The 21534-nt window shown below is 72.6% G+C and carries 22 protein-coding genes; 12 read left to right on the top strand and 10 right to left on the bottom strand.

What is annotated here, in order from left to right; all coding sequences use genetic code 11:
* Positions 1–4: 4 nt before the first annotated feature.
* From ACZ66Z_RS27400 to ACZ66Z_RS27380, 5 genes are all read right to left on the bottom strand, one after another.
* Positions 5–1789, bottom strand: a complete 1785-nt coding sequence (locus tag ACZ66Z_RS27400) for a glycoside hydrolase family 15 protein (RefSeq protein WP_469938025.1) — start codon at positions 1787–1789, stop codon at positions 5–7.
* Positions 1790–1823: 34 nt separating this feature from the next.
* Entirely contained in the window at positions 1824–2639 is an 816-nt protein-coding gene (locus ACZ66Z_RS27395; protein WP_469938024.1) for an SURF1 family cytochrome oxidase biogenesis protein, read from the bottom strand.
* Between the two features lie 81 nt (positions 2640–2720).
* Entirely contained in the window at positions 2721–2954 is a 234-nt protein-coding gene (locus tag ACZ66Z_RS27390) for a hypothetical protein (protein WP_030691654.1), read from the bottom strand.
* Between the two features lie 64 nt (positions 2955–3018).
* Positions 3019–3993 (bottom strand): DEDDh family exonuclease, encoded by a 975-nt coding sequence (locus ACZ66Z_RS27385; protein ID WP_469938120.1) that lies wholly within the window; start codon positions 3991–3993, stop codon positions 3019–3021.
* A 128-nt stretch (positions 3994–4121) separates the two neighbouring features.
* Positions 4122–4745, bottom strand: a complete 624-nt coding sequence (locus tag ACZ66Z_RS27380) for a TetR/AcrR family transcriptional regulator (protein ID WP_469938023.1) — start codon at positions 4743–4745, stop codon at positions 4122–4124.
* Between the two features lie 98 nt (positions 4746–4843).
* Between ACZ66Z_RS27380 and ACZ66Z_RS27375 the strand changes: the two genes are divergently transcribed.
* From ACZ66Z_RS27375 to ACZ66Z_RS27340, 8 genes are all read left to right on the top strand, one after another.
* The gene (locus tag ACZ66Z_RS27375; protein ID WP_469938022.1) at positions 4844–5641 is read left to right on the top strand and encodes an acetoacetate decarboxylase family protein; all 798 of its coding nucleotides are present in this window, start codon (positions 4844–4846) and stop codon (positions 5639–5641) included.
* Entirely contained in the window at positions 5641–6525 is an 885-nt protein-coding gene (locus ACZ66Z_RS27370) for an SDR family NAD(P)-dependent oxidoreductase (RefSeq protein ID WP_469938021.1), read from the top strand. Before ACZ66Z_RS27375 ends, ACZ66Z_RS27370 begins: the two co-directional genes overlap by 1 nt.
* A 12-nt stretch (positions 6526–6537) precedes the next feature.
* Positions 6538–7830: an amidohydrolase family protein gene (locus ACZ66Z_RS27365; RefSeq protein WP_469938020.1), complete on the top strand. Its 1293-nt coding sequence runs from the start codon at positions 6538–6540 to the stop codon at positions 7828–7830.
* Positions 7827–9053: an amidohydrolase family protein gene (locus ACZ66Z_RS27360; RefSeq protein WP_469938019.1), complete on the top strand. Its 1227-nt coding sequence runs from the start codon at positions 7827–7829 to the stop codon at positions 9051–9053. Before ACZ66Z_RS27365 ends, ACZ66Z_RS27360 begins: the two co-directional genes overlap by 4 nt.
* Positions 9054–9077: 24 nt before the next feature.
* Positions 9078–9794 (top strand): VIT1/CCC1 transporter family protein, encoded by a 717-nt coding sequence (locus ACZ66Z_RS27355; RefSeq protein ID WP_469938018.1) that lies wholly within the window; start codon positions 9078–9080, stop codon positions 9792–9794.
* Positions 9795–9897: 103 nt separating this feature from the next.
* Entirely contained in the window at positions 9898–10911 is a 1014-nt protein-coding gene (locus ACZ66Z_RS27350) for a sterol desaturase family protein (protein WP_469938017.1), read from the top strand.
* Positions 10908–11573: a lysoplasmalogenase gene (locus ACZ66Z_RS27345; RefSeq protein ID WP_469938016.1), complete on the top strand. Its 666-nt coding sequence runs from the start codon at positions 10908–10910 to the stop codon at positions 11571–11573. The genes ACZ66Z_RS27350 and ACZ66Z_RS27345 overlap by 4 nt, the downstream gene beginning before the upstream one ends.
* Positions 11574–11591: 18 nt before the next feature.
* Positions 11592–12635 (top strand): zinc-dependent alcohol dehydrogenase family protein, encoded by a 1044-nt coding sequence (locus ACZ66Z_RS27340; protein WP_469938015.1) that lies wholly within the window; start codon positions 11592–11594, stop codon positions 12633–12635.
* A 76-nt stretch (positions 12636–12711) separates the two neighbouring features.
* On the opposite strand, the gene ACZ66Z_RS27335 is transcribed toward ACZ66Z_RS27340, so the two are convergent.
* Entirely contained in the window at positions 12712–14010 is a 1299-nt protein-coding gene (locus ACZ66Z_RS27335; protein WP_469938014.1) for a CoA transferase, read from the bottom strand.
* A 76-nt stretch (positions 14011–14086) separates the two neighbouring features.
* Complete coding sequence (locus tag ACZ66Z_RS27330; protein ID WP_469938013.1) at positions 14087–15619, bottom strand: S8 family peptidase; 1533 nt, start codon at positions 15617–15619, stop codon at positions 14087–14089.
* 273 nt (positions 15620–15892) lie between these two features.
* Between ACZ66Z_RS27330 and ACZ66Z_RS27325 the strand changes: the two genes are divergently transcribed.
* The 3 genes from ACZ66Z_RS27325 (at position 15893) to moaA (ending at position 19027) form a co-directional block, all read left to right on the top strand.
* Positions 15893–16264, top strand: coding sequence for a DUF485 domain-containing protein (locus ACZ66Z_RS27325; protein WP_469938012.1), 372 nt, complete (start codon positions 15893–15895; stop codon positions 16262–16264).
* On the top strand, positions 16261–17886 hold the full coding sequence (locus ACZ66Z_RS27320) for a solute symporter family protein (RefSeq protein WP_469938011.1): 1626 nt from the start codon (positions 16261–16263) through the stop codon (positions 17884–17886). The genes ACZ66Z_RS27325 and ACZ66Z_RS27320 overlap by 4 nt, the downstream gene beginning before the upstream one ends.
* Before the next feature lie 151 nt (positions 17887–18037).
* Positions 18038–19027, top strand: a complete 990-nt coding sequence (gene moaA / locus ACZ66Z_RS27315) for a GTP 3',8-cyclase MoaA (protein ID WP_469938010.1) — start codon at positions 18038–18040, stop codon at positions 19025–19027.
* Here the strand turns inward: moaA and ACZ66Z_RS27310 are convergent.
* Both ACZ66Z_RS27310 and ACZ66Z_RS27305 read right to left on the bottom strand, forming a co-directional pair.
* The gene (locus ACZ66Z_RS27310; protein ID WP_469938009.1) at positions 19010–19243 is read right to left on the bottom strand and encodes a hypothetical protein; all 234 of its coding nucleotides are present in this window, start codon (positions 19241–19243) and stop codon (positions 19010–19012) included. The genes moaA and ACZ66Z_RS27310 overlap by 18 nt on opposite strands.
* A 134-nt stretch (positions 19244–19377) precedes the next feature.
* Complete coding sequence (locus ACZ66Z_RS27305) at positions 19378–19704, bottom strand: DUF3099 domain-containing protein (protein ID WP_469938008.1); 327 nt, start codon at positions 19702–19704, stop codon at positions 19378–19380.
* Positions 19705–19873: 169 nt separating this feature from the next.
* Here ACZ66Z_RS27305 and ACZ66Z_RS27300 point away from each other — a divergent pair, with 169 nt between their 5' ends.
* Entirely contained in the window at positions 19874–20152 is a 279-nt protein-coding gene (locus ACZ66Z_RS27300; protein WP_469938007.1) for a GlsB/YeaQ/YmgE family stress response membrane protein, read from the top strand.
* 59 nt (positions 20153–20211) lie between these two features.
* Here the strand turns inward: ACZ66Z_RS27300 and tyrS are convergent, their stop codons facing one another.
* A complete protein-coding gene (gene tyrS, locus ACZ66Z_RS27295; RefSeq protein WP_469938006.1) occupies positions 20212–21477 on the bottom strand; it encodes a tyrosine--tRNA ligase in 1266 nt (421 codons plus the stop codon).
* Positions 21478–21534: the final 57 nt, after the last annotated feature.

Raw genomic sequence — 21534 nt, 5'->3', positions numbered from 1 at the left:
GCCCCTATCCTGCCGCGTCCTCGGCGGCCAGGGCGAGAGCCGTCCCCACCAGACCGATGTGGCTGAAGGCCTGCGGGAAGTTCCCCAGCTGCCGTCCCGCCACCGGGTCGTACTCCTCCGCGAGGAGCCCCACGTCGTTGGTGAGCGTGAGGAGCCGCTCGAAGAGCTCGCGGGCCTCCTCGGCGCGTCCGGTCAGCCGCAGCGCGTCCGCCAGCCAGAACGAGCAGACCAGGAAGGTCCCCTCCTGCCCCGGGAGCCCGTCCAGGGCCGTCGAGTCGGGGCTGTACCGGCGCAGGAAGCCGCCGTGCATCAGCTCCTCCCGCACCGCGTCCACCGTCCCCACCACCCGGGGGTCGTCCGGCGGCAGGAAGCCGACCTGGGGGATGAGGAGGGTGGCGGCGTCCAGCTCGGACGAGCCGTACGCCTGGGTGAAGGTGTTCCGCACGGGGTCGTAGGCCCGCGCGCACACCTGGGCGTGGATCTCGTCCCGCATCGTCCGCCACCGCCCCACGTCCCCCGGCAGCGTGGGGTCGGCCTCCAGGGTGCGGACCGCGCGGTCGGCGGCGACCCAGGCCATCACCTTCGAGTGGGTGAAGTGCCGGCGCGGCCCGCGGACCTCCCACAGGCCCTCGTCGGGCTCCCGCCAGGTGGACTCCAGGAAGCCGAGCAGGCTCAGCTGGAGGTTCCAGGCGTGCCGCTCCGGCGGGATCCCGGCCTCACGCGCGCGGTGGAGCGAGTCCATGACCTCGCCGTACACGTCCAGCTGGAACTGGTCCACCGCCGCGTTCCCGGTCCGCACCGGCGCCGAGTCGGCGTAGCCGCGCAGCCACGGCAGGCTGGTCTCCGGCAGCCGGCGCTCCCCGGCCGGCCCGTACATGATCTGCAGGTCGGCGGGGTCGCCCGCGACCGAGCGGAGCAGCCAGTCCCGCCAGGCGGCCGCCTCCTCCTCGTACCCGGCGGCGAGCAGCGCGCCGAGGGTGAGGGAGGAGTCGCGCAGCCAGCAGGCGCGGTAGTCCCAGTTCCGCACGCCGCCGAGCTCCTCCGGCAGCGAGGTGGTGGGAGCGGCCATGATCCCGCCGGTGGGGGCGTACGTGAGCGCCTTGAGGGTGATCAGGGACCGCAGCACCTCCGACCGGTACGGACCCTCGTAGGTGCAGCGGGCCGTCCACTTCCGCCAGTCCTCGAGGCACTGCTCCAGGGCCTCGAAGGGGTCGACGAGGTCCGGGCGCGGCTCGTGCGAGGGGTGCCAGGTCAGGACGAAGGCCACCTTCTCGCCCGCGGCGACGGTGAAGGAGGACTGGGTGGAGAACTGCTGGCCCCAGGTCTTCACGTGCGGTTCGCTGCGCAGCCAGGCCGAGTCCGGCCCGGCGATCGCGACCCGGTGGCCGTCGATCCTGCGCACCCAGGGCACGATCGAGCCGTAGTCGAAGCGGAGCCGCAGCACGGAGGCCATCTCGACGTTGCCGCTGACGCCCTCCACGATCCGCATCAGATCGGGGGAGGTGTCCCGCTGCGGCATGAAGTCGATGACCTTGACGGTGCCCGTACGGGTCTCCCAGTAGGTCTCCAGGACGAGGGTGTCCTCGGCGTAGCGGCGGGTGGTGCAGCCGCTGGCGCCCTTGGGCGCGAGGGTCCAGTGGCCGTTGTTCTCGTCGCCGAGGATGGCGGCGAAGCAGGCGGCGGAGTCGAAGCGGGGCAGACACAGCCAGTCGACCGACCCGTCGCGGCCGACGAGTGCGGCGGTCTGGAGATCGCCGATGAGGGCGTAGTCGTCGATGCGTTGCGTCACGCTTCGGCCTGTTCCCGGAAGCGGCGACGGTCAATCAGCGGGACGGAGTGGCCTGCGCCTCCGTCGTGTCCCGCTCCGGGGATCCGGGGGCGTCGGCGGCGGCCCCGGTCTCCCGGTCGCGCTTCTCCCGGCGCACCAGGACCACCCAGCCGACGGGCACCCCGGCGGCGAAGAGCCACCACTGCACGGCGTACGCCATGTGGGGACCGATCGAGTCGTGGTCCGGCTCGGCGATCGTCTCGGGGGTGTCGCCGGGCGGCTGGGGCGCGGTCAGCTCCAGATAACCGCCGAGCACCTCGCGGCCGATGAGCCGGGCCTGCTGCCGGCTGCTGATCAGCATGACCTGGCGGTCCGGCAGCCCCTTCAGGTCCTTGATGCCGCTGGCGCCCGTCGTCTCGTCCGCCTTGAGCCGGCCCGTGACGGTGACCTCGCCCCTGGGGGCGGGCGGCACCGGCGGGTAGGCGTGCTGGTCGGAGGCGGCCGGGACCCAGCCGCGGTTGACCAGGACGACCCGGCCGTCGCGGAGCACCAGCGGGGTCAGGACGTGCACGCCCACCTGGTCGTCGGAGGAGGTGCGGCGGCGGACGACCACCTCGTGGGCGGTGTCGAAGGTGCCGGTGGCGGTGACCCGCCGCCAGTAGTCGGCGCGCGGGACGGTGCGGCCGGGGGAGCTGAGCTCCTCGACCGGAAGCGGCTCCGCCTTCAGGTTGTCCGCGATCAGGGCGTTCTGGGCGACCCGGTGCTCGTGCCGGTGGAACTGCCAGAATCCCAGCTCGATCATCGTGGGGATGAGGGCGAGGGCGACGAGGGTGAGGATCACCCACTGTCGGGACAACAGGAACCGGTACACCCCACGACCGTACAGCGCGGGTCGGGGGGTGCACGCACGGGGGGTTCGGGTCGGTTCGCCCGGCCGCCCGGGGTCGTTTCCTCACACCCTGTCGACGATGCCCACCTTTCCCTCCGCGCGGGCGCAGTGGCCGCCGCAGTACCAGCTGCCCTCGACCTCGACGCCCTGTCCGATGATCTGGACCCGGCAGTGCTCGCAGATGGGCGCCATGCGGTGGATGGCGCAGGCGAAGCAGTCGAAGACGTGCACCGCGCCCTGCGCGTGCACTTCGAAGGACATGCCGTAATCGTTTCCGCAGACCTCACAACGTGCCATGCGCCACAGGGTGGGGCGCCCGGCGGGCGGGTGCGGCGCGGCGCGCCCGCCGGGCCGGGGGGTGTCACCCGTCTGCCGGGGTCACGTCCCGCAGCAGCTGGGTGTAGGCGGCCTCGTCGACCACCGGGGTGCCGAACGAGCGGGCCTTGAGGGTCTTGGAGGTGGCGGAGTCCGGGTCGTTGGTGACCAGGAGGCTGGTCAGCCGGGAGACGCTGGTGGCGACGTGGAGGCCCGCCTCGACGGTGCGGTCCTCCAGGAGCTCCCGGTCGATGGAGGTGTCGCCGGAGAAGGCCACCCGCATGCCCTGCTTGAGCGGTTTGTCCGACTCGTAGCGTCCGGGGTTGGGGTACGGGCACGACGGGCGCCTCCGCGAGGGCCGCCAGCCGCCCGCCCGGTAGGAGGACGCGGGGCCGGTCCGGGGCTGCGTCGGCGCCGAGGCCCACTCGGTGAGCGGCCGGCACTCGAGCAGCGGCAGCCGCACGTTCCGCTCGGCCGCCGCGTGCAGGCTCGGCCGGAACGCCTCGGCGAGCACCCGCGCGTCGTCGAGCGCGTTGTGCGCCCGCTGCTGCACGACGCCGAAGTGCGCGGCGAGCGACTCCAGCTTGTGGTTGGGCAGCGGCAGCGACAGCTCCTTGGCGAGCGCGATCGTGCACAGCCGCTGGCGCACCGGCGCGGCGGACTGCGCGCGCGCGTACTCCCGGGCGATCATCTGCCAGTCGAACATCGCGTTGTGCGCGACGAGCACCCGCCCGTCGAGCCGCGCGGCGAATTCCGCCGCGATCTCCGGGAAGAGCGGCGCGCCCTCCAGGACGTCGCTGGTCAGGCCGTGGATCCAGACGGGGCCGGGGTCCCGCTCGGGGTTGACCAGGGTGTACCAGTGGTCCTCGACGTTCCCCTGGGCGTCCAGCCGGTAGACGGCAGCCGACACTATCCGGTCGTCGCGGGCGAGTCCGGTGGTCTCCACGTCGACGACCGCGTACCCCTGCGGGTAGGCGGTCGGCCACGTCGCTGCTGTCGTACGGTCGTCAAGCACGGTAATGGAGGATACGGGCCTCCACGGACAACCGGGTCCCCGGCGCCGGATTCCGGGGCGGTGATCCGCCACCGCTCCGGCCGGAATCCGGTGTCGGAGGCCCTCGCGGGCCGGGGCGCGGAGGCCGGTCCTCCTCAGTGCAGCAGGCCCGTCACCAGCGCCCGCACCGCCACCAGGAACAGGGCCTCCGTGTCGATCGGGGCGGCGAGGGCGCGGGCGAGTTCCGGGTCGGGGGCGGTGAAGCCGGTCGGCTCCGTGGTCCAGGGGTCCGTTCCGGCCGACGGCTGGGCGGGGGCGCGCTCGCGGTTGCGCTCGACGAGGACGTGGCCGACGACCTGGAACTGGACCACGTGGACCAGGGCGGCCGCGCGGGCGCCGCGCAGCCCCGCCGCGTGGGCCTCGTGGACCAGGGCCCGCCGGGCCGGCAGGAACATGCGCTCCGTCAGGCCGCGCTCGTGGACCATCGCCACCAGGTGCGGGCGTTCGCGCAGGGCGCGGCGCAGGGCGCGGGCGACCGAGACGATCCGCTCGGCCGGGTTCGCGCCCCGGGGGCGGATCGTGCCGAGGTCGGCGACGGTGCGGGCGACGAGGGCGTCGAGGAGCGATTCGCGGTTGCCGACGTGCCAGTAGATCGAGGTGACCGCGGTGCCGAGCTCGGCGGCGAGCCGACGCATCGTCAGCGCGTCCGGGCCGTGTTCCCGCACCAGGGCGGCCGCCGCGTCCAGGACCTCGTCGCGGGTCAGCGCGGAGCGTGTCATCGGTTCCCCCAACTCCTCTGCGTGCGGCCCTCTTTACCCTGCGGGGCGGTCGGTGTAACTGTGTTACAGGCCGATACGTTCCCGAAGGGCGGTACGTCATGGCACGAGTACGGTACGGGGCTCGCGGCGACGCGGAGGCGGCGGCGGCCCGCGAGCGGTCCGCCAGGCTCCCCGACATCTGGTCCACCGGCGTGGTCGCCGTCTGGGAGACCGACCCGGACGTCGTGGCGGCGGTCCTGCCGCCCCCGCTGAAGCCCACCGCGCGCCCCCTCGTGCGCGTCAACATCAGCAAGGTCGACCTGCCCGGCTACCCGCTCGGCGCCGGTTCGGTCGCCGTCGCCGCCGCCCACGGCGACCGGGAGGGCTGGTACCCGCTGGTCATGCCGATGACCTACGAGCGGGCCCTGATCGGCGGGCGCGAGGTCTTCGGCGAGCCTAAGAAGCTGGGCGAGGTCACCGTCGAGCGCGACGGGCTCGTCGTGCGCGCCGCCCTCGCCCGGCACGGCATCGCCTTCGTGGAGGTGCGCGGCGCGGTCTCCGGACCGCTGCCGCTGCCGGAGCCCGTCGAGAAGACCGACTTCTACTTCAAGTTCCTGCCGGGCGTGGAGGGGACCGGCTTCGACGCCGACCCCGTCCTCGTCCACTGCGTGCGGAACGAGAGGGTGCGGAAGCTGGAGCGGATCACGGGCGACGTGGTCCTGCGCGAGTCCATGTACGACCCGGTCGCCGACCTCCCCGTCCGCCGGCTCGTCGAGATCACGATCGGCGAGAAGACCACCGACCAGAAGGGCACGGTCGCCGAGCGCGTCTCGGCCCGGGACCTGCTGCCCTTCGTCCACCAGCGGTACGACGACCCGCTCCAGGTCCTCGACGGCCCCCCGGAAGGAAGCGCCTGATGGAGCTGCGCGAAGGACAGGTCGCCGTCGTCACGGGCGCGGCGAGCGGCATCGGCCTCGCGATGGCCCGCCGCTTCGCCGCCGAGGGCCTCGCCGTCGTCCTCGGGGACGTCGAGCGGGGTGCGCTCCAGGAGGCCGCCGACGAGCTGATGGAGAGCGGGGCGCAGGTCCTCGCCCGGACGGTCGACGTGTCGGACCCCGACGAGGTGCGGGCGTTCGCCGACGCCGCGTACGACACCTTCGGCGCCGTCCACGTCCTCTGCAACAACGCGGGCGTCGGCTCCGGCGCAGAGGGCCGCATGTGGGAGCACGAGCCCAACGACTGGAAGTGGGCCTTCTCCGTCAACGTCTGGGGCGTCTTCCACGGCATCCAGGCCTTCGTCCCGCGCATGCTCGCCGGCGGCGGACCCGGCCACGTGGTGAACACCTCCTCCGGCGACGGCGGCATCGCCCCGCTGCCCACCGCCTCCGTGTACGCGGTCACCAAGGCGGCCGTCGTCACCATGACCGAGTCGCTCTACGCCCATCTGCGCGCCGAGCACGCGCGCGTGGGCGCCTCCGTCCTCTTCCCGGGTCCGCACATGCTCCGCACCGGACTGTGGGAGTCGCACCGCAACCGGCCCGAGCGGTACGCCAAGCAGCGGCCGCGCAGGACCCCGTACCGCAGCCTCGACCAGTGGGAGGCGGCGATGAAGGAGGCCGGGCACGAGGTGGCCTTCACGCCGGTGGAGGAGGTCGCCGAGCACGTCGTCGACGGCATCCGCGCCGACCGCTTCTGGATGCTGCCGGAGAGCGAGCACAGCGACCGCCTGATCAGGGCGCGCTCGCGATCCATGCTCGACCGCGCCGATCCGTCGTACCTGGAGAGCTTCATCCTCGACTGAGGGAGCCGCACGATGAGCCATGAGGACCCGTATCTGATCATCTCCTCCGACTGCCACGCCGGGCTGCCCACCGAGGAGTACCGGCCCTATCTCGACCCCCGCTTCCACCGGGAGTTCGACGACTTCCTGGCGGGGCGCGAGGCCCGCCGCGAGGCCATGACCCGGCTCGGGGTGCGCAACGAGGCCTTCGCGGACAGGTGGTTCAGCGACAACGAGGAGGGCCTGCGCGGCGGCTGGGACCCCGCGCAGCGGATCAAGGAGCTCGACGGCGACGGGGTGGCCGCCGAGGTCGTCTTCCCCGACGCGGACGCCGTCGACAGCCGGACCGCCGCCCCCTTCGGCGTCGGCCTCGGGCTCTCCGGGGACCAGGACCCGGAGCTCGGCATGGCGGGGGCGCGGGCGCACAACCGCTGGCTCGCCGAGTTCGTGGGCGGGAACGCCGACGACGCGGCCCGGCACTGCGGGGTCGCCCTCCTCCCCGTCACCGCCGACGTCCGCGAGGTCGTCGCCGAGATCCACCGCGCCAAGGAGTCCGGGCTCGGCGCGCTGATGATCCCCTCCATGTGGGTGGACAAGGCCCCGTACCACGACCGGTGCTACGACCCGGTGTGGGCGGCGGCGGCCGAGACCGGCATGCCGGTCGTCACCCACTCCGGGGCGGCGCCGCGCGAGGAGTACGGCGACCACCTCGGGATCTACGTCTCCGAGGTCACCTGGTGGCCGGCCAGGCCGCTGTGGTTCCTGCTCTGGTCGGGCGCCTTCGAGCGCCACCCCGGCCTGCGGTTCGGGGTCGCCGAGTCCGGCTGCTGGTGGCTGCCCAACCTGCTCTGGTTCATGGACCGGCTCTACCTGGGCGCGCACGGCGGCAAGAAGCTGTCCCCGTTCGCGGAGTTGAAGCGGCCGCCGAGCGAGTACCTGGACCGGCAGGTCTTCGTCTGCGCGACCAACACCAAGCGGCGCGAGCTCGCACAGCGGTACGAGATCGGCGTCGACAACATCCTGTGGGGCTCGGACTTCCCGCACCCGGAGGGCACGTGGCCGGACACGCGCGCGTGGCTGCGGAGGACGTTCCACGACATCCCGGTCGAGGAGACGCGGCGGATGCTCGGTCTCGCCGCCGCGGAGGTCTTCGGATTCGATGTCCGAACACTGGATCCGATAGCCCGTCGGATCGGCCCCACCCCCGCCGACCTCGGCCAGCCCGCCGACCAGACCGCCGTCGAGGCCTCCTGGGCCCGCTCGCGCGAGGTCGGCAGGCACTGGCTCACCGACCACGAGTTCCCGGTCCTGGGGGTGAACCCGTGACCGACCGCTACACCGTGATCTCCGCCGACTGCCACGCCGGCGCCGACCTCCTCGACTACAAGCCGTACCTGGAGAAGAAGCACCACGACGACTTCGACGCCTGGGCGGCGACCTACGTCAACCCGTACGAGGACCTCCTCGCCGACACCGCCGACCGCAACTGGAACTCGCGGCGCAGGCTGCGCGAGCTGGAGGCGGACGGCATCGTCGCCGAGGTCGTCTTCCCGAACACCATCCCGCCGTTCTTCCCCGAGGCCTCCCTGATGGCCCGGCCGCCCGCCCCCGCCGAGTACGAGCTGCGCTGGGCCGGTCTCCGGGCGCACAACCGCTGGCTGGCCGACTTCTGCGCGGACGCCCCGGGGCGCAGGGCGGGCGTGGCGCAGATCCTCCTCAACGACGTGGGCGCGGCGGTCGCGGAGATCCGCCGCGCCCGCGAGGCCGGACTGACCGGGGGCGTCCTGCTGCCGGGGGTCCCGCCGGGCTCGCCCGTCCCGGAGCTGCACTCGGCGGCGTACGACCCGATCTGGGCGGTCTGCGCCGAGCTCGACGTCCCGGTCAACCACCACGGCGGCTCGGCCTCGCCCCCGCCGGGCGACGAACCGGCCGCCCGCGCGGTGTTCATGGTGGAGACCACCTGGTTCTCCCACCGGGCGCTGTGGCACCTGATCTTCGGCGGCGCGTTCCGGCGCCACCCGGGGCTCAAGCTGGTCCTGACCGAGCAGGGTTCGGGGTGGATCCCCGGCGTGCTCGACATGCTGGACTACTACCACCGGCGCCTGGTGTCGGCCGCGACGGGGGCCGCCACCGCCGAGTCCAAATTCGGCGCCGGCCTCGCGGAGTCCATGGGCAAGGGCCCCGGCGAGGTCTGGCGGGACAACTGCTTCGTCGGCGCGAGCTTCATGCGCCCCCACGAGGTGCCGCTGCGCGGCCGGATCGGCCTCGACAAGATCATGTGGGGCAGCGACTACCCGCACGACGAGGGCACCACCCCGTACTCCCGCGAAGGCCTCCGCATCGCCTACGCGGGACTGCCACGGGAGGAGGTCGCCGCCATGGTCGGCGGGAACGCGGCCCGCGTCTACGGCTTCGACCTCGCCCTCCTCGACCGCCTCGCCGCAGTCCACGGCCCGACCGTCGAGGAGATCGCCCGGCCCCTGGAGGAGGTCCCCGCGGGCGCCACCAGCCCGGCCTTCGCCCCGGGCGGGTCGGTCCGCGTCTGGTGAGCCGCCGGGTGCGACCCTCCTGACGTGACCGAACCCCCCGCGCACGACGCCGAGGCCCACGGCGGCGGCCTCGGCTCCCGTCTCAACTGGCTCCGGGCGGCCGTGCTCGGAGCCAACGACGGCGTCGTCTCCACCGCCGGCCTCGTCGTCGGCGTCGCCGGCGCCACCCAGTCCCGGGCCGCACTGCTCACGGCCGGCCTCTCGGGGCTGCTCGCCGGCTCCATGTCGATGGCGGCGGGGGAGTACGTCTCCGTCTCCAGCCAGCGCGACTCCGAGAAGGCCGCGCTCGCCCAGGAGAAGCGCGAACTGCGCGAACAGCCGGAGGTCGAACTCGCCGAACTCACCGGCCTGCTCGCCGCCCGCGGCCTCTCCCCGGAGGTGGCCCGCGAAGCCGCCGAACAGCTCACCGAGCGCGACGCGCTCCGGGCCCACGCGCGCGTGGAGCTCGGCATCGATCCCGACGACCTCACCGACCCCTGGCACGCGGCCGGCGCCAGCTTCCTCGCCTTCACCGTCGGCGCCCTGCTCCCGCTCCTCGCGATCGTCCTCCCGCCGGCCTCCGCCCGCCTCTGGATCACGGTCCTCTCCGTCCTCGCCGCCCTCGCCCTCACCGGCTGGGGGAGCGCCCGCCTCGGCGCCGCCCCCACGGGCCCCGCGATCCTGCGCAACGTGGCGGGCGGCGCCCTCGCGATGGCGGTCACCTACGGGGCCGGGTCCCTGCTGGGAGCGACGGGGGTCTGAGGCGCTTGTCGGAAGGTGCCAAAGCTTGCTGACAAGTCGTCTCGCATACTTGTTGGTAACCACGTCTAGCCGTCCCCCGCCACCCGCCTCTACCGTCGACGCCATGCCGAACCTGCCCGATGTCGTGCTCTGGTCCATACCGGCGTTCGTCCTGCTCACCGTCGTCGAGATGGTCAGCCACCGAATCCACCCCGACGAGGACGCCGCCGGGTACGAGACGAAGGACGCCGCCACCAGCCTCGGCATGGGCCTGGGGAGCCTCGCCTTCGACGCGCTGTGGAAGATCCCCGTGGTCGCGATCTACACCGCCGTCTACGAGCTGACCCCGCTCCGCGTCCCCGTCCTCTGGTGGACGATCCCGCTCATGCTGCTCGCGCAGGACTTCTTCTACTACTGGCAGCACCGCGGACACCACGTCATCCGCATCCTCTGGGCCTGCCACGTCGTCCACCACAGCAGCCGGAAGTTCAACCTCACCACCGCCCTGCGGCAGCCGTGGACCAGCGTGACCGGCTGGCCGTTCTACCTGCCGATGATCGCCCTGGGCGTCCACCCGGCGGCCGTCGCCTTCTGCTACTCGGTCAACCTCGTCTACCAGTTCTGGATCCACACCGAGCGCATCGACAGGCTGCCCCGCCCCTTCGAGTACGTCCTCAACACCCCCTCGCACCACCGCGTCCACCACGCCTCCCAGGGCGGCTACCTGGACCGGAACTTCGGCGGCATCCTCATCGTCTGGGACCGGATGTTCGGCTCCTGGGTCGCCGAGACCGAGCGGCCCGTCTACGGCCTCACCAAGAACATCGAGACCTACAACCCGCTGCGCGTCGCCACCCACGAGTACGCCGCCATCGCCCGCGACCTGCGCGCCGCGCACGGCTGGCGCGAGCGCGCCGGACGGGTCTTCCGGGGCCCGGGCTGGCAACCGGCCCCGGCCGCCGCGACGGGCCCCGCCACCGCGACGGGCCCCACCGCCGGGACGGGCCCCACCGCCGGGACGGGCCCCGCCGCCGGGACGGGCCCCACCGCCGGGACGGGCCCCGCCACCGCGACGGGCCCCGCGTCGGACGCCCTGCCCGCCCCGCAGGCCGGTGCCGCGCCCGAGGCCGCCGCGTGAGCACCGCCCCCGCGGCCGCCCGCGCCGTCCCGACCGCCGCCTCCCGCGCGCTCCTCGCCGCCTTCGGACTCGCGACCGCCGTCGACCTGGTCTCCCTGCTCGCCGGCGCCGACCTCGGCCACCAGATCGCCAAACCGCTCCTGATGCCCCTGCTCGCCGCGTACGCCGTCGCCCTCGGCGCCCCGCGCCTGCTCACCGCCGCGCTCCTCCTCGGCTGGGGCGGCGACGTCCTCCTGCTCTCCGACGCCGACGGGGCCTTCCTCGTCGGCATGGGCTCCTTCGCCGCCGGACACGTCTGCTACCTGGTCCTCTTCGGGCGGAGGCGCACCTCCCCGGCGCTCGGCGCCCTGTACGCGGCCGCGCTCGTCGGCACCGTCGTGCTCCTCTGGCCCGACCTCCCCGCCGACCTGAGGATCCCCGTCGCCGGCTACTCACTGCTGCTCACCGCGATGGCCTACCGCTCCAGCGCCCTCGGTCTCGCGGCCGGCCTCGGCGGCGCCCTGTTCCTGCTGTCCGACACCCTCATCGCGACCGGCGTCGCCGAGTGGCCCCAGCTGCCGGCGCCCGACTTCTGGGTCATGCTGACCTACATCGCGGCGCAGTACCTGCTGACGGCGGGAGCGCTCCGCGCGATGTACGGTGAACGTCGTACAACCGTCTGACAGCAAGGACCGTTCCGCATGCGCGCCACCACCATCCACGCCCCCTTCGACATGCGCGTGGAGGACGTGCCCGACCCGGTGATCCAGGAACCCACGGACGTCGTCCTGCGGGTCCTGCGCGCCTGCATCTGCGGCAGCGACCTGTGGGCCTACCGCGGCGAGTCCGCCCGGCAGCCCGGCCAGCGCATCGGCCACGAGTTCCTCGGCATCGTCGAGGCGGCCGGCTCCGACGTCACCGGCTTCGCCGCCGGCGACCTCGTCGTCGCCCCCTTCGTCTGGTCCGACGGCACCTGCGAGTACTGCGCCGAGGGCCTCCAGACCTCCTGCCCGAGCGGCGGCTTCTGGGGCTCGGTCGGCTCCGACGGCGGCCAGGGCGAGGCCGTCCGCGTCCCCTTCGCCGACGGCACCCTCGTCAAGCTCCCCGCCGACGCGGCCTCCGACGACCGGCTCCTGACCGCGCTGCTCGCCCTCTCCGACGTCCTGGGCACCGGCCACCACGCGGCCCTCGGCGCGGGCGTCACGAAGGGCTCCACGGTCGCCGTCGTCGGCGACGGCGCCGTCGGCCTGTGCGGCGTCCTCGCCGCCAAGCGACTCGGCGCCGAGCGGATCATCGCGCTCGGCCGGCACACCGCCCGCACCGACATCGCCCGCGCCTTCGGCGCCACCGACGTCGTCGCCGAGCGCGGCGAGGCCGCCGAGGCCGCCGTCCGCGAGCTCACCGGCGGCCAGGGCGCCCACGGCGTCATCGAGGCCGTGGGCACCGAGCAGTCCATGCGCACGGCCGTCGCGATCGCCCGCGACGGCGGCTCCATCGGCTACGTCGGCGTCCCGCACGGCAGCGGCACCGGCCTCGACCTCTCCGTCATGTTCGACCGCAACATCGCGCTGCGCGGCGGCGTCGCCCCGGTCCGCGCCTACATCCCGGAACTCCTCCCGGACGTCCTGGCCGGCACCGTCGACCCGTCCCCGGTCTTCGACCTGACGGTCGGCCTGGACGGCGTCCCGTCCGGCTACCGGGCGATGGACGAGCGCACGGCCCTGAAGGTCCTGGTCAAGCCGTAGCCCGCACGGGCCGCCTCCCGGACCCGCCGCGTGGGCACGGGAGGCGGCCCGTGGCGCGGGTCCGGGCCGGGCCCTGTCAGGCCCCCGCCCACTCCGCCGGGTCCGCCCCCGCGACCCCCGGCGCCCGGGACCACCCCGAGGGCCCGTTCTCGTACGACACCGGCGACACCGCGTGCCGCAGCCGCCCGAGCGGCCCCTCCGACTCCGCGAGGTACCGCTCCGGCTCGTACCGGGGCAGCGTCCCCGTGAGCCAGTGGCCCGTCTGCGCGAGGGCCAGGCGGACGAGCCGGCTCCCGCCCTCGGTCCGCTGCTCGGTCAGCGACCGCAGCACCGCCGCCGCGAGCAGATACCCCGTGCCGTGGTCCAGCGCCTGCGCCGGCAGCGCGCCCGGCTCCTCCGCGGACCCCTCCACGGCGGCGATCCCCGTCGCCGCCTGCACCAGGGAGTCGAAGCCGCGCCGCCCGCCCCACGGCCCGTAGTCGCCCCAGGCGGAGAGGCGGGCGGTCACCAGGCCCGGCCGCTCCAGGTCGAACCGGTCGAGCGCGCCGGGCCGGTAGCCGGTGACCAGCACGTCGGCGGAGTCGAGGAGCTCGCCGAAGGCGCGCCGGTCCGACGGCCGGTCCAGGTCGAGCGCGGCCGTCCGCTTGCCGACGTCCGTGTCCGCGTGCTGGTCCGGCAGTTCGGGGTTGCCCGGAGGGTCGATCCGCAGCACGTCCGCGCCGAGCAGCGCCAGCGTCCGGGTCGCGACGGGCCCGGCGAGCACCCGGGTCAGGTCGAGGACCCGCAGCGGGCCGGTGCGGTGCCGGGGCGCGGCCCCGTCGAGCCGCTCCCGGGTCAGCAGCGGCCGCGCCGCCACCTCCCGGCCCTGCTCGCCCGCCGCCCACTCCTCGGGCGTGCGCAGGGCGACGGCCAGGCCCCCGGCCGCGTACACCGCCGTCTCGACCTCGACGGCCTTCCGCTCGCCGATCGCCGCCGCGACGGCCCCGACGGAGTCCGGGACCCCCAGGGCCGCCAGCAACGCCGCCTTGTGGTGCGGATAGTTGGCGTGCGTGCGAACCCAGCCGTCGACGGCTCGCCAGAACCGCGACAGCGGTGCGAAGCTCACCGGCGCCCGCCCGTCGATCCGCAGGTGGCGCTCGCTCACGAAGGCGGTGGCGACGGCCCCGTCGTCGACCCGTACCGCCCCGGCGAGCCCGGCGTGCTCCACCGCGGCGAGCGAGCAGACCGCGACCGCCGCGCGCGCCAGGTCCATCACCGGCAGCCGCGCGGGCAGCAGCCCGGAGACCCCGCCGTACTCCACGCGGTCGACGAGGGCGGGATCGCCGCCCAGGGCCGACCACAACAACTCCGTACCGGTGCGCACTGTGTTGTCCATGACCGCAGTGTGGCACTCGGTGCCATGCGAAAGGGCCCCGGCGTGGCGCACCGCACCGGGACCCTCGGGGCACCGCTTACTTCACGGCGGCCAGGGCGTCGATCAGACCGGCTCCGTAGAAGCCGTTCTTGTTCTTGCCGCCCTCGCAGACGGCGTCGATCTTGCCGTCGCCCTCGATGTCGTACGGGTTGGTGCAGGCGCGCTCGTCGGCCTGCGCGTACAGCAGCGCCTTCAGCGCCGCCGGGCTCGCGTGGGGGTGCGTCGACTTGAGGAGCGCCAGGACGCCCGCCGTGTGCGGCGAGGCCATCGACGTGCCGGCCTTGTAGTTGTAGCCGCCGTTGACCGTGGTCGACAGGATGCGGCCGTTGACCGCCGGGGCGTCCGGCGTCTGGTACTCGGTGCGGTCACCGCCGGGGGCGGCGACGTCGATCACGCCGAGACCGTAGTTGGAGTAGGACGCCTTGAGGCCCTTGGCGCCGGTCGCGGAGACCGTCACGACGCCCGGCAGCATCGACGGGTAGTCGAGGCACTGCTTCGGGTCGATGACCCGGTCGCCCGGCGTGGTGTCGTTCGGGCTGCTGTTGTCGAGGATCGAGTCGGCGGCCAGGTCGAACTTGGAGTTGCCGGCCGCGGCGACGTTGACCGTGCCCTTCTTCTCCGCGTACCGGGTGGCGCGGGAGACCGCCTCGATGAGAGCCTTCTGGTCCTCGTCGTTCTTGCAGGCGAACATCCACGGGTCGGTGTAGTAGCTGTTGTTCGTGACGTCGACGCCGTGCTCGGCCGCCCACACGAAGCCACAGACCACGGCCTCGGTGTAGAAGAAGCCGTCCGGGGTGGACACCTTGATGCCGGCGAGCTTCACGCCCGGCGCGACACCGGTGACGCCGATGCCGTTCTTGGCGGCGCCGATGGTGCCCGCGACGTGCGTGCCGTGGTCGCTCTCGCCCGGGTTCGGACGCCACGAGCCGGCGGTGGTGTCCGGCTTGCCGGACACGCAGTTGGCGGACGCGGCGGCGTCGAAGTTCGGCGCCAGGTCCGGGTGGGTGTCGTCGACACCGGTGTCGATGATGCCGACGGTGACCCGCTTGCTGCCGAGGGTCTTCTGGTGCGCCTTGTCGGCCTTGATCGCCGGGAGGTCCCACTGCAGGGGCTCCAGCGGGTCCTGCTCGTCCGTCGCCCGCGCGGCGGCGGCCTTGGCCTCGGCCGCGGACAGCGTCTGCGCGCCCTCGTCGACGGCGTCGTCGGACTGGGCGGAGAGCGGGGCGGTCCGGGTCGAACCGGCCGACACCACACCGCGCGCCTGGCGGATCGTCTTCGCGAACTCGGGGTTCTGCGAGTGGACGACTATCACGCCTATCTGGTCGTACGAGACGACCACCTCGCCGCCCGCGGCGGCGATCGCCTTCTTCACCGAGGCGCCGGTCCAGTGACCGCCCGCGACGTTGACGACGTACGAGAGCTTCGGGCCGTTCGTGGCCACGGTGGCCGGAGCGTCGCTCAGTTCCGCGGCGGAGGCGGCGCCGGGGGCGAGGAAGCCGAGCGAGGCCGTGAGCGCGAGACCAACCGGCAGGGCAAGGGCCCGGCCGCGCCTCGATCCCAGATGAGCCATGGGTTCTCCACATCATCCGTATGTACTGTCCGCGCGCGGGTTTGCGCGTGAACAGGTGCATGACGAGTGAAGCTATCGCTGATCTTCCCGAAGCTTCAATGAGTTGAGAAGACTTCATGAAGATCTGTTCAAGAAAATCCCGTGGGTGAACCGCTTCGCTTCCGGCTCCGTGCCGTTGGTCAGGGGAGGGGCTCCGCTCGGCGCCCCGCCTTCCGCACCCCTGGTGAGGTCCCCTTGACCATGCCGACCGCCCCCGCGTCACGAGGAGATGCCGTGACTACCGAAGCATCGCCGCCCAGAGACGGCACGGAGACCGCCCACGACCCCGCGTCGCCCACGACGGAGCAGTTCGTCGAGGTGCAGGAGGGCGCGGAGTTCGGCGAACTGCGCCGGGCCCACCGCTCCTTCGCCTTCCCCCTCACCCTGGCCTTCATCGCCTGGTACCTGCTGTACGTGCTGCTCTCCAACTACGCGGCCGGCTTCATGGGGACCAAGCTGTTCGGCAACGTCAACGTGGCGCTCGTCCTCGGCCTCGGCCAGTTCGCCACCACGTTCCTCATCGCCTGGCTCTACTCACGACACGCGGCGAAGCGCATCGACCCCAAGGCCGAGGCCATCAAGCACCGCATGGAGGCCGACGCATGAGCACCCCCGTCCTGCTCGCGGCGGGCAACGCCACCACCGAGCACCGGCCCCTGATCGTCGCCCTGTTCGGCGCCTTCGTCGTCGCCACCCTCGTCATCACCGTCCGGGCCGGCCGCCAGACCCGCAGCGCCGCCGACTTCTACGCCGGCGGACGCCAGTTCACCGGCTTCCAGAACGGCCTGGCGATCTCCGGCGACTACATGTCCGCCGCGTCCTTCCTCGGCATCGCCGGAGCCATCGCCCTCTTCGGCTACGACGGCTTCCTGTACTCGATCGGCTTCCTCGTCGCCTGGCTCGTCGCCCTGCTCCTGGTCGCCGAACCCCTGCGCAACTCCGGCCGGTTCACCATGGGCGACGTCCTCGCCTACCGGATGCGCCAGCGGCCCGTCCGCACCGCCGCCGGCACCTCGACGATCGTCGTCTCGATCTTCTACCTGCTCGCCCAGATGGCGGGCGCGGGCGTCCTCGTCTCGCTCCTGCTCGGCATCACCAGCGACGGCGGCAAGATCGCGATCGTCGCCCTGGTCGGCCTCCTGATGATCGTGTACGTGACGATCGGCGGCATGAAGGGCACCACCTGGGTGCAGATGGTCAAGGCGGTCCTGCTCATCGCGGGCACCCTGCTGATCACCTTCCTCATCCTCCTCAAGTTCCACTTCGACATCTCGGAGCTGCTCGGCGCCGCCGCCACCAACAGCGGCAAGGGCGACGCCTTCCTGGAGCCCGGCCTCAAGTACGGCGCCACCGCCGTCTCCAAGCTGGACTTCCTCTCGCTCGGCATCGCGCTCGTCCTCGGCACGGCCGGCCTGCCCCACATCCTGATCCGCTTCTACACGGTGCCGACCGCCAAGGCCGCCCGTAAGTCCGTCAACTGGGCCATCGGCATCATCGGCGCCTTCTACCTGATGACGATCGTCCTCGGCTTCGGCGCCGCCGCCCTCCTCAAGAACAGCGACATCGTCGTCTCCAACAAGGCCGGCAACACGGCGGCCCCGCTCGCCGCCCTGGAGATCGGCGGCGGAGCCGGCTCCACGGGCGGCGCGATCCTCCTCGCCGTCATCTCGGCCGTCGCCTTCGCGACCATCCTGGCCGTCGTCGCCGGTCTGACCCTGGCCTCCTCCTCGTCCTTCGCGCACGACATCTACGCCAACGTCATCCGGCGCGGGAAGGCCACCGAGCAGGAGGAGGTGCGGGCCGCCCGCTGGGCGACCGTCCTCATCGGCGTCGTCTCCATCGCGCTCGGCGCCCTCGCCCGCGACCTCAACGTCGCCGGCCTGGTCGCCCTCGCCTTCGCGGTCGCCGCCTCGGCCAACCTGCCGACGATCCTCTACTCGCTCTTCTGGAAGCGGTTCACCACCCGGGGCGCCCTGTGGTCGATCTACGGCGGCCTGGTCTCCGCCGTCGTCCTCGTGGTCTTCTCGCCGGTCGTCTCCGGCAAGCCCACCTCGATGTTCAAGACGGTGGACTTCTACTGGTTCCCGCTGGAGAACCCCGGCCTCGTCTCCATCCCGCTCGGCTTCCTGCTCGGCTGGCTCGGCTCGGTCCTCTCCAAGGAGGAGCCGGACAAGGGCAAGTACGCGGAACTGGAGGTCAAGTCCCTCACCGGAGTCGGAGCGCACTGAGACGCACACGGTCCGCGACCGCCGGACGGCCGCGTCGTAGGGTTCTACGACGCGGCCGCGCCGGTCCTCGTGACAATCTGCCCTGCTCGTTGTCCGTGCACTCGCGTAGGCTCGAAGAACACGCATCCGGAATACGGGGAGGGGGCCCACAGTGCTCATCGACACCTACGGCCGTGTGGCCACTGACCTGCGCGTCTCGCTCACGGACCGGTGCAACCTGCGCTGCACGTACTGCATGCCGGAAGAGGGCCTCCAATGGCTCGCCAAGCCGGACCTCCTCACCGACGACGAGATCGTCCGGCTGATCCGCATCGCGGTCACCGACCTCGGCGTCACCGAGGTCCGCTTCACCGGCGGCGAGCCGCTGCTCCGTCCCGGCCTCGTCGGGATCGTCGAGCGCTGCGCCGCCCTGGAGCCCCGCCCCCGGATGTCCCTGACCACCAACGGCATCGGACTCAAGCGCACCGCCGCCGCCCTCCAGGCGGCCGGCCTCGACCGGGTCAACGTCTCCCTCGACACCCTGCGCCCCGACGTCTTCAAGACCCTCACCCGGCGCGACCGCCACCAGGACGTCCTCGACGGCATGGCCGCCGCCCGCGAGGCCGGCCTCACCCCGGTCAAGGTCAACGCCGTCCTGATGCCCGGACTCAACGCCGACGAGGCCCCCGACCTGCTGGCCTGGGCGATCGAGGAGGAGTACGAGCTCCGCTTCATCGAGCAGATGCCCCTGGACGCCCAGCACGGCTGGAAGCGCGACGGCATGATCACCGCCGGGGACATCCTGGAGTCGCTGCGCACCCGCTTCACCCTCACGCCCGAAGGCGCCGAGGAGCGCGGCTCGGCCCCCGCCGAGCGCTGGGTGGTCGACGGCGGACCGCACACGGTCGGCGTCATCGCCTCCGTCACCCGCCCGTTCTGCCGGGCCTGCGACCGCACCCGCCTCACCGCCGACGGTCAGGTGCGCACCTGCCTCTTCGCGACCGAGGAGACGGACCTGCGGGCCGCGCTCCGCTCGGACGCCCCGGACGAGACGGTCGCGGAGCTCTGGAAGAAGGCCATGTGGGGCAAGAAGGCCGGCTCGGGTCTCGACGACCCGAGCTTCCTCCAGCCCGAGCGCCCGATGTCAGCCATCGGCGGTTGAGTCCCACTCGCCCAGCGGCACGACGTCCTTCAGGAAACCCCGTACGCCCAGGAACTGCGAGAGGTGCTCGCGGTGCTCCTCGCACGCGAGCCAGGTCTTGCGGCGCTCGGGCGCGTGCAGCTTGGGGTTGTTCCACGCGAGGACCCAGACGGCGTCGGCGCGGCACCCCTTGGCGGAACAGATCGGCTTCTCTTCGCTCACTGGACCATTGATCACCCGATCATTGTCCAGCAACAGCGATGCCGGGCAGCCACGGGGGGAGCTGCCCGGCATCGGTCCGTCGCTCCGACGGGGGATGCGGAGCGCGTAGGCAGTATGTCACGGCACACGGGGTGCGGTGCACCGGATCGTCATGATTGATCTGAGGTTTTCTTGAGGTTCGGAGGGTCGAGCTCGGGGCGCACCGGAGGGGGGACGAAGGTGGAGGGAAGGGACGGAGCCCTCTCGCGTCCCGCGTTGGCGATCACCACGGCGACGTAGGGGAGCAGAAGGCCCAGGCCCAGCGCCACGAAGGCGACGTGCCGCTCGACGTTCCACAGCACCGTCGCGGCGATCACGGAGAGCGTCCGCACCGTCATCGAGATGACGTAGCGCCGCTGTCGTCCCCGGACGTCGTCGGCGAGCCCCTGCCGGGCCCCCGTGATCCGGAAGACCTCGGTCCCGCCATGCTTCTGCATCGCCGCTCACCACCCGCCGGTCGCGCCGGACCCTCCCCGGTCCGGACCTCTCTCCACGGTACGCCCGCACCCCGGAGACGACGAGGCCGGGGCACGTATGGCGCTGTCCGACATGCGCCGTATGGCCGAGGCGCCGAGACTGGGCCCACATGCGTACTAGGAGGCGACGATGAGTTGGTTGTGGGCGATCATCGTGGGACTGGTCCTCGGTCTGATCGCGAAGGCGATCCTGCCGGGCAAGCAGCAGATCCCGCTGTGGCTGACGACCGTGTTCGGCATTCTCGGCAGCGTGCTCGGAAACGCGGTCGCGACCTGGATCGGAGTCAATGACACCAAGGGCATCGACTGGATCCGGCACCTGCTCCAGCTGATCGGCGCCGTCGTCGTCGTCGGCCTGGGCGACATGCTGTGGGCCTCGATCAGGGGCAACGGGCGACAGCGCGCCTGAGACGGAAAGAGGCCCGGTACGGCGCACCGCGCGCGTACCGGGCCTCTCCCATGACCCCGCTAGCCGACGAACTCGATCGCCGCCAGGTTCTTCTTGCCGCGCCGCAGCACCAGCCAGCGGCCGTGCAGCAGCTCCTCCGCCGCCACCTCGGCGTCCTCGGCGGTCACCTTCACGTTGTTCACGTAGGCCCCGCCCTCCTTCACCGTGCGGCGCGCCGCCGACTTGCTCGCCACGAGCCCGACCTCGGCGAACAGGTCCACGACCTGGCCGAGGGTGCTCACGCGCGCGTGCGGAAGCTCGGACAGCGCGGCGGCGAGCGTCGGCTCGTCCAGCCCGGCCAGGTCGCCCTGCCCGAACAGCGCCCTGGAGGCGTCGATGACGGCCGCGCACTGCTCCGCGCCGTGCACCAGGGTGGTGAGCTCCTCGGCCAGCGCCCGCTGGGCGGCACGCGCCTGCGGCCGCTCGGCGGTCTGCGCCTCCAGCTCCTCCAGCTCCTCGCGGGACCTGAAGGACAGGATCCGCATGTACGTCGAGATGTCCCGGTCGTCCACGTTCAGCCAGAACTGGTAGAACGCGTACGGCGTCGTCATCTCCGGGTCCAGCCAGACGGCCCCGCCCTCGGTCTTGCCGAACTTGGTGCCGTCCGCCTTCACCATCAGCGGGGTCGCGAGCGCGTGCGCCTGCGCGCCCGGCTCCAGGCGGTGGATCAGGTCGAGGCCGGCCACCAGGTTGCCCCACTGGTCCGAACCGCCCTGCTGGAGCGTGCAGCCGTAGCGGCGGTACAGCTCCAGGAAGTCCATGCCCTGGAGCAGCTGGTAGCTGAACTCGGTGTAGCTGATGCCCTGCTCGGACTCCAGGCGCCGGGCGACGGAGTCCTTGGTCAGCATCTTGTTGACCCGGAAGTGCTTGCCGATGTCCCGCAGGAACTCGATCGCCGACATCCCGGCGGTCCAGTCCAGGTTGTTCACCATGATCGCCGCGTTCTCCCCTTCGAAGGAGAGGAAGGGCTCGATCTGCGAGCGCAGCCGGGTCACCCAGTTCGCGACCGTCTCCGGGTCGTTCAGGGTGCGCTCGGCCGTCGGACGCGGGTCACCGATCTGCCCGGTGGCCCCGCCGACCAGCGCCAGCGGCCGGTGCCCGGCCTGCTGCAGCCGGCGGACGGTGAGGACCTGGACCAGGTGGCCGACGTGGAGACTGGCCGCGGTCGGGTCGAAACCGCAATAGAACGTGACGGGACCGTCCGCGAGAGCCTTGCGCAGTGCGTCCTCATCGGTGGACTGGGCGAACAGCCCGCGCCACTTCAGCTCGTCGACGATGTCCGTCACGATCGTCCGTCTCCTCAGAAAGTCGTCAGAAAGTCGTCAGTGCTACGGCGACCCAGT

It is taken from the genome of Streptomyces sp. NPDC107498 (assembly GCF_055582805.1).
Note: the sequence above shows the minus strand (reverse complement) of the source record. Positions and strands in the feature narration are given on the sequence as shown.

What these genes read in the sequence shown, in the direction of transcription:
- ACZ66Z_RS27330 (WP_469938013.1), bottom strand. Translation starts at nt 15,619, where the DNA reads ATGGCTCATCTGGGATCGAGGCGCGGCCGGGCCCTTGCCCTGCCGGTT.
- ACZ66Z_RS27340 (WP_469938015.1), top strand. Translation starts at nt 11,592, where the DNA reads ATGCGCGCCACCACCATCCACGCCCCCTTCGACATGCGCGTGGAGGAC.
- ACZ66Z_RS27375 (WP_469938022.1), top strand. Translation starts at nt 4,844, where the DNA reads ATGGCACGAGTACGGTACGGGGCTCGCGGCGACGCGGAGGCGGCGGCG.
- ACZ66Z_RS27365 (WP_469938020.1), top strand. Translation starts at nt 6,538, where the DNA reads ATGAGCCATGAGGACCCGTATCTGATCATCTCCTCCGACTGCCACGCC.
- ACZ66Z_RS27305 (WP_469938008.1), bottom strand. Translation starts at nt 19,704, where the DNA reads ATGCAGAAGCATGGCGGGACCGAGGTCTTCCGGATCACGGGGGCCCGG.
- ACZ66Z_RS27370 (WP_469938021.1), top strand. Translation starts at nt 5,641, where the DNA reads ATGGAGCTGCGCGAAGGACAGGTCGCCGTCGTCACGGGCGCGGCGAGC.
- ACZ66Z_RS27380 (WP_469938023.1), bottom strand. Translation starts at nt 4,745, where the DNA reads ATGACACGCTCCGCGCTGACCCGCGACGAGGTCCTGGACGCGGCGGCC.
- ACZ66Z_RS27390 (WP_030691654.1), bottom strand. Translation starts at nt 2,954, where the DNA reads ATGGCACGTTGTGAGGTCTGCGGAAACGATTACGGCATGTCCTTCGAA.
- ACZ66Z_RS27350 (WP_469938017.1), top strand. Translation starts at nt 9,898, where the DNA reads ATGCCGAACCTGCCCGATGTCGTGCTCTGGTCCATACCGGCGTTCGTC.
- ACZ66Z_RS27300 (WP_469938007.1), top strand. Translation starts at nt 19,874, where the DNA reads ATGAGTTGGTTGTGGGCGATCATCGTGGGACTGGTCCTCGGTCTGATC.
- ACZ66Z_RS27335 (WP_469938014.1), bottom strand. Translation starts at nt 14,010, where the DNA reads ATGGACAACACAGTGCGCACCGGTACGGAGTTGTTGTGGTCGGCCCTG.
- ACZ66Z_RS27320 (WP_469938011.1), top strand. Translation starts at nt 16,261, where the DNA reads ATGAGCACCCCCGTCCTGCTCGCGGCGGGCAACGCCACCACCGAGCAC.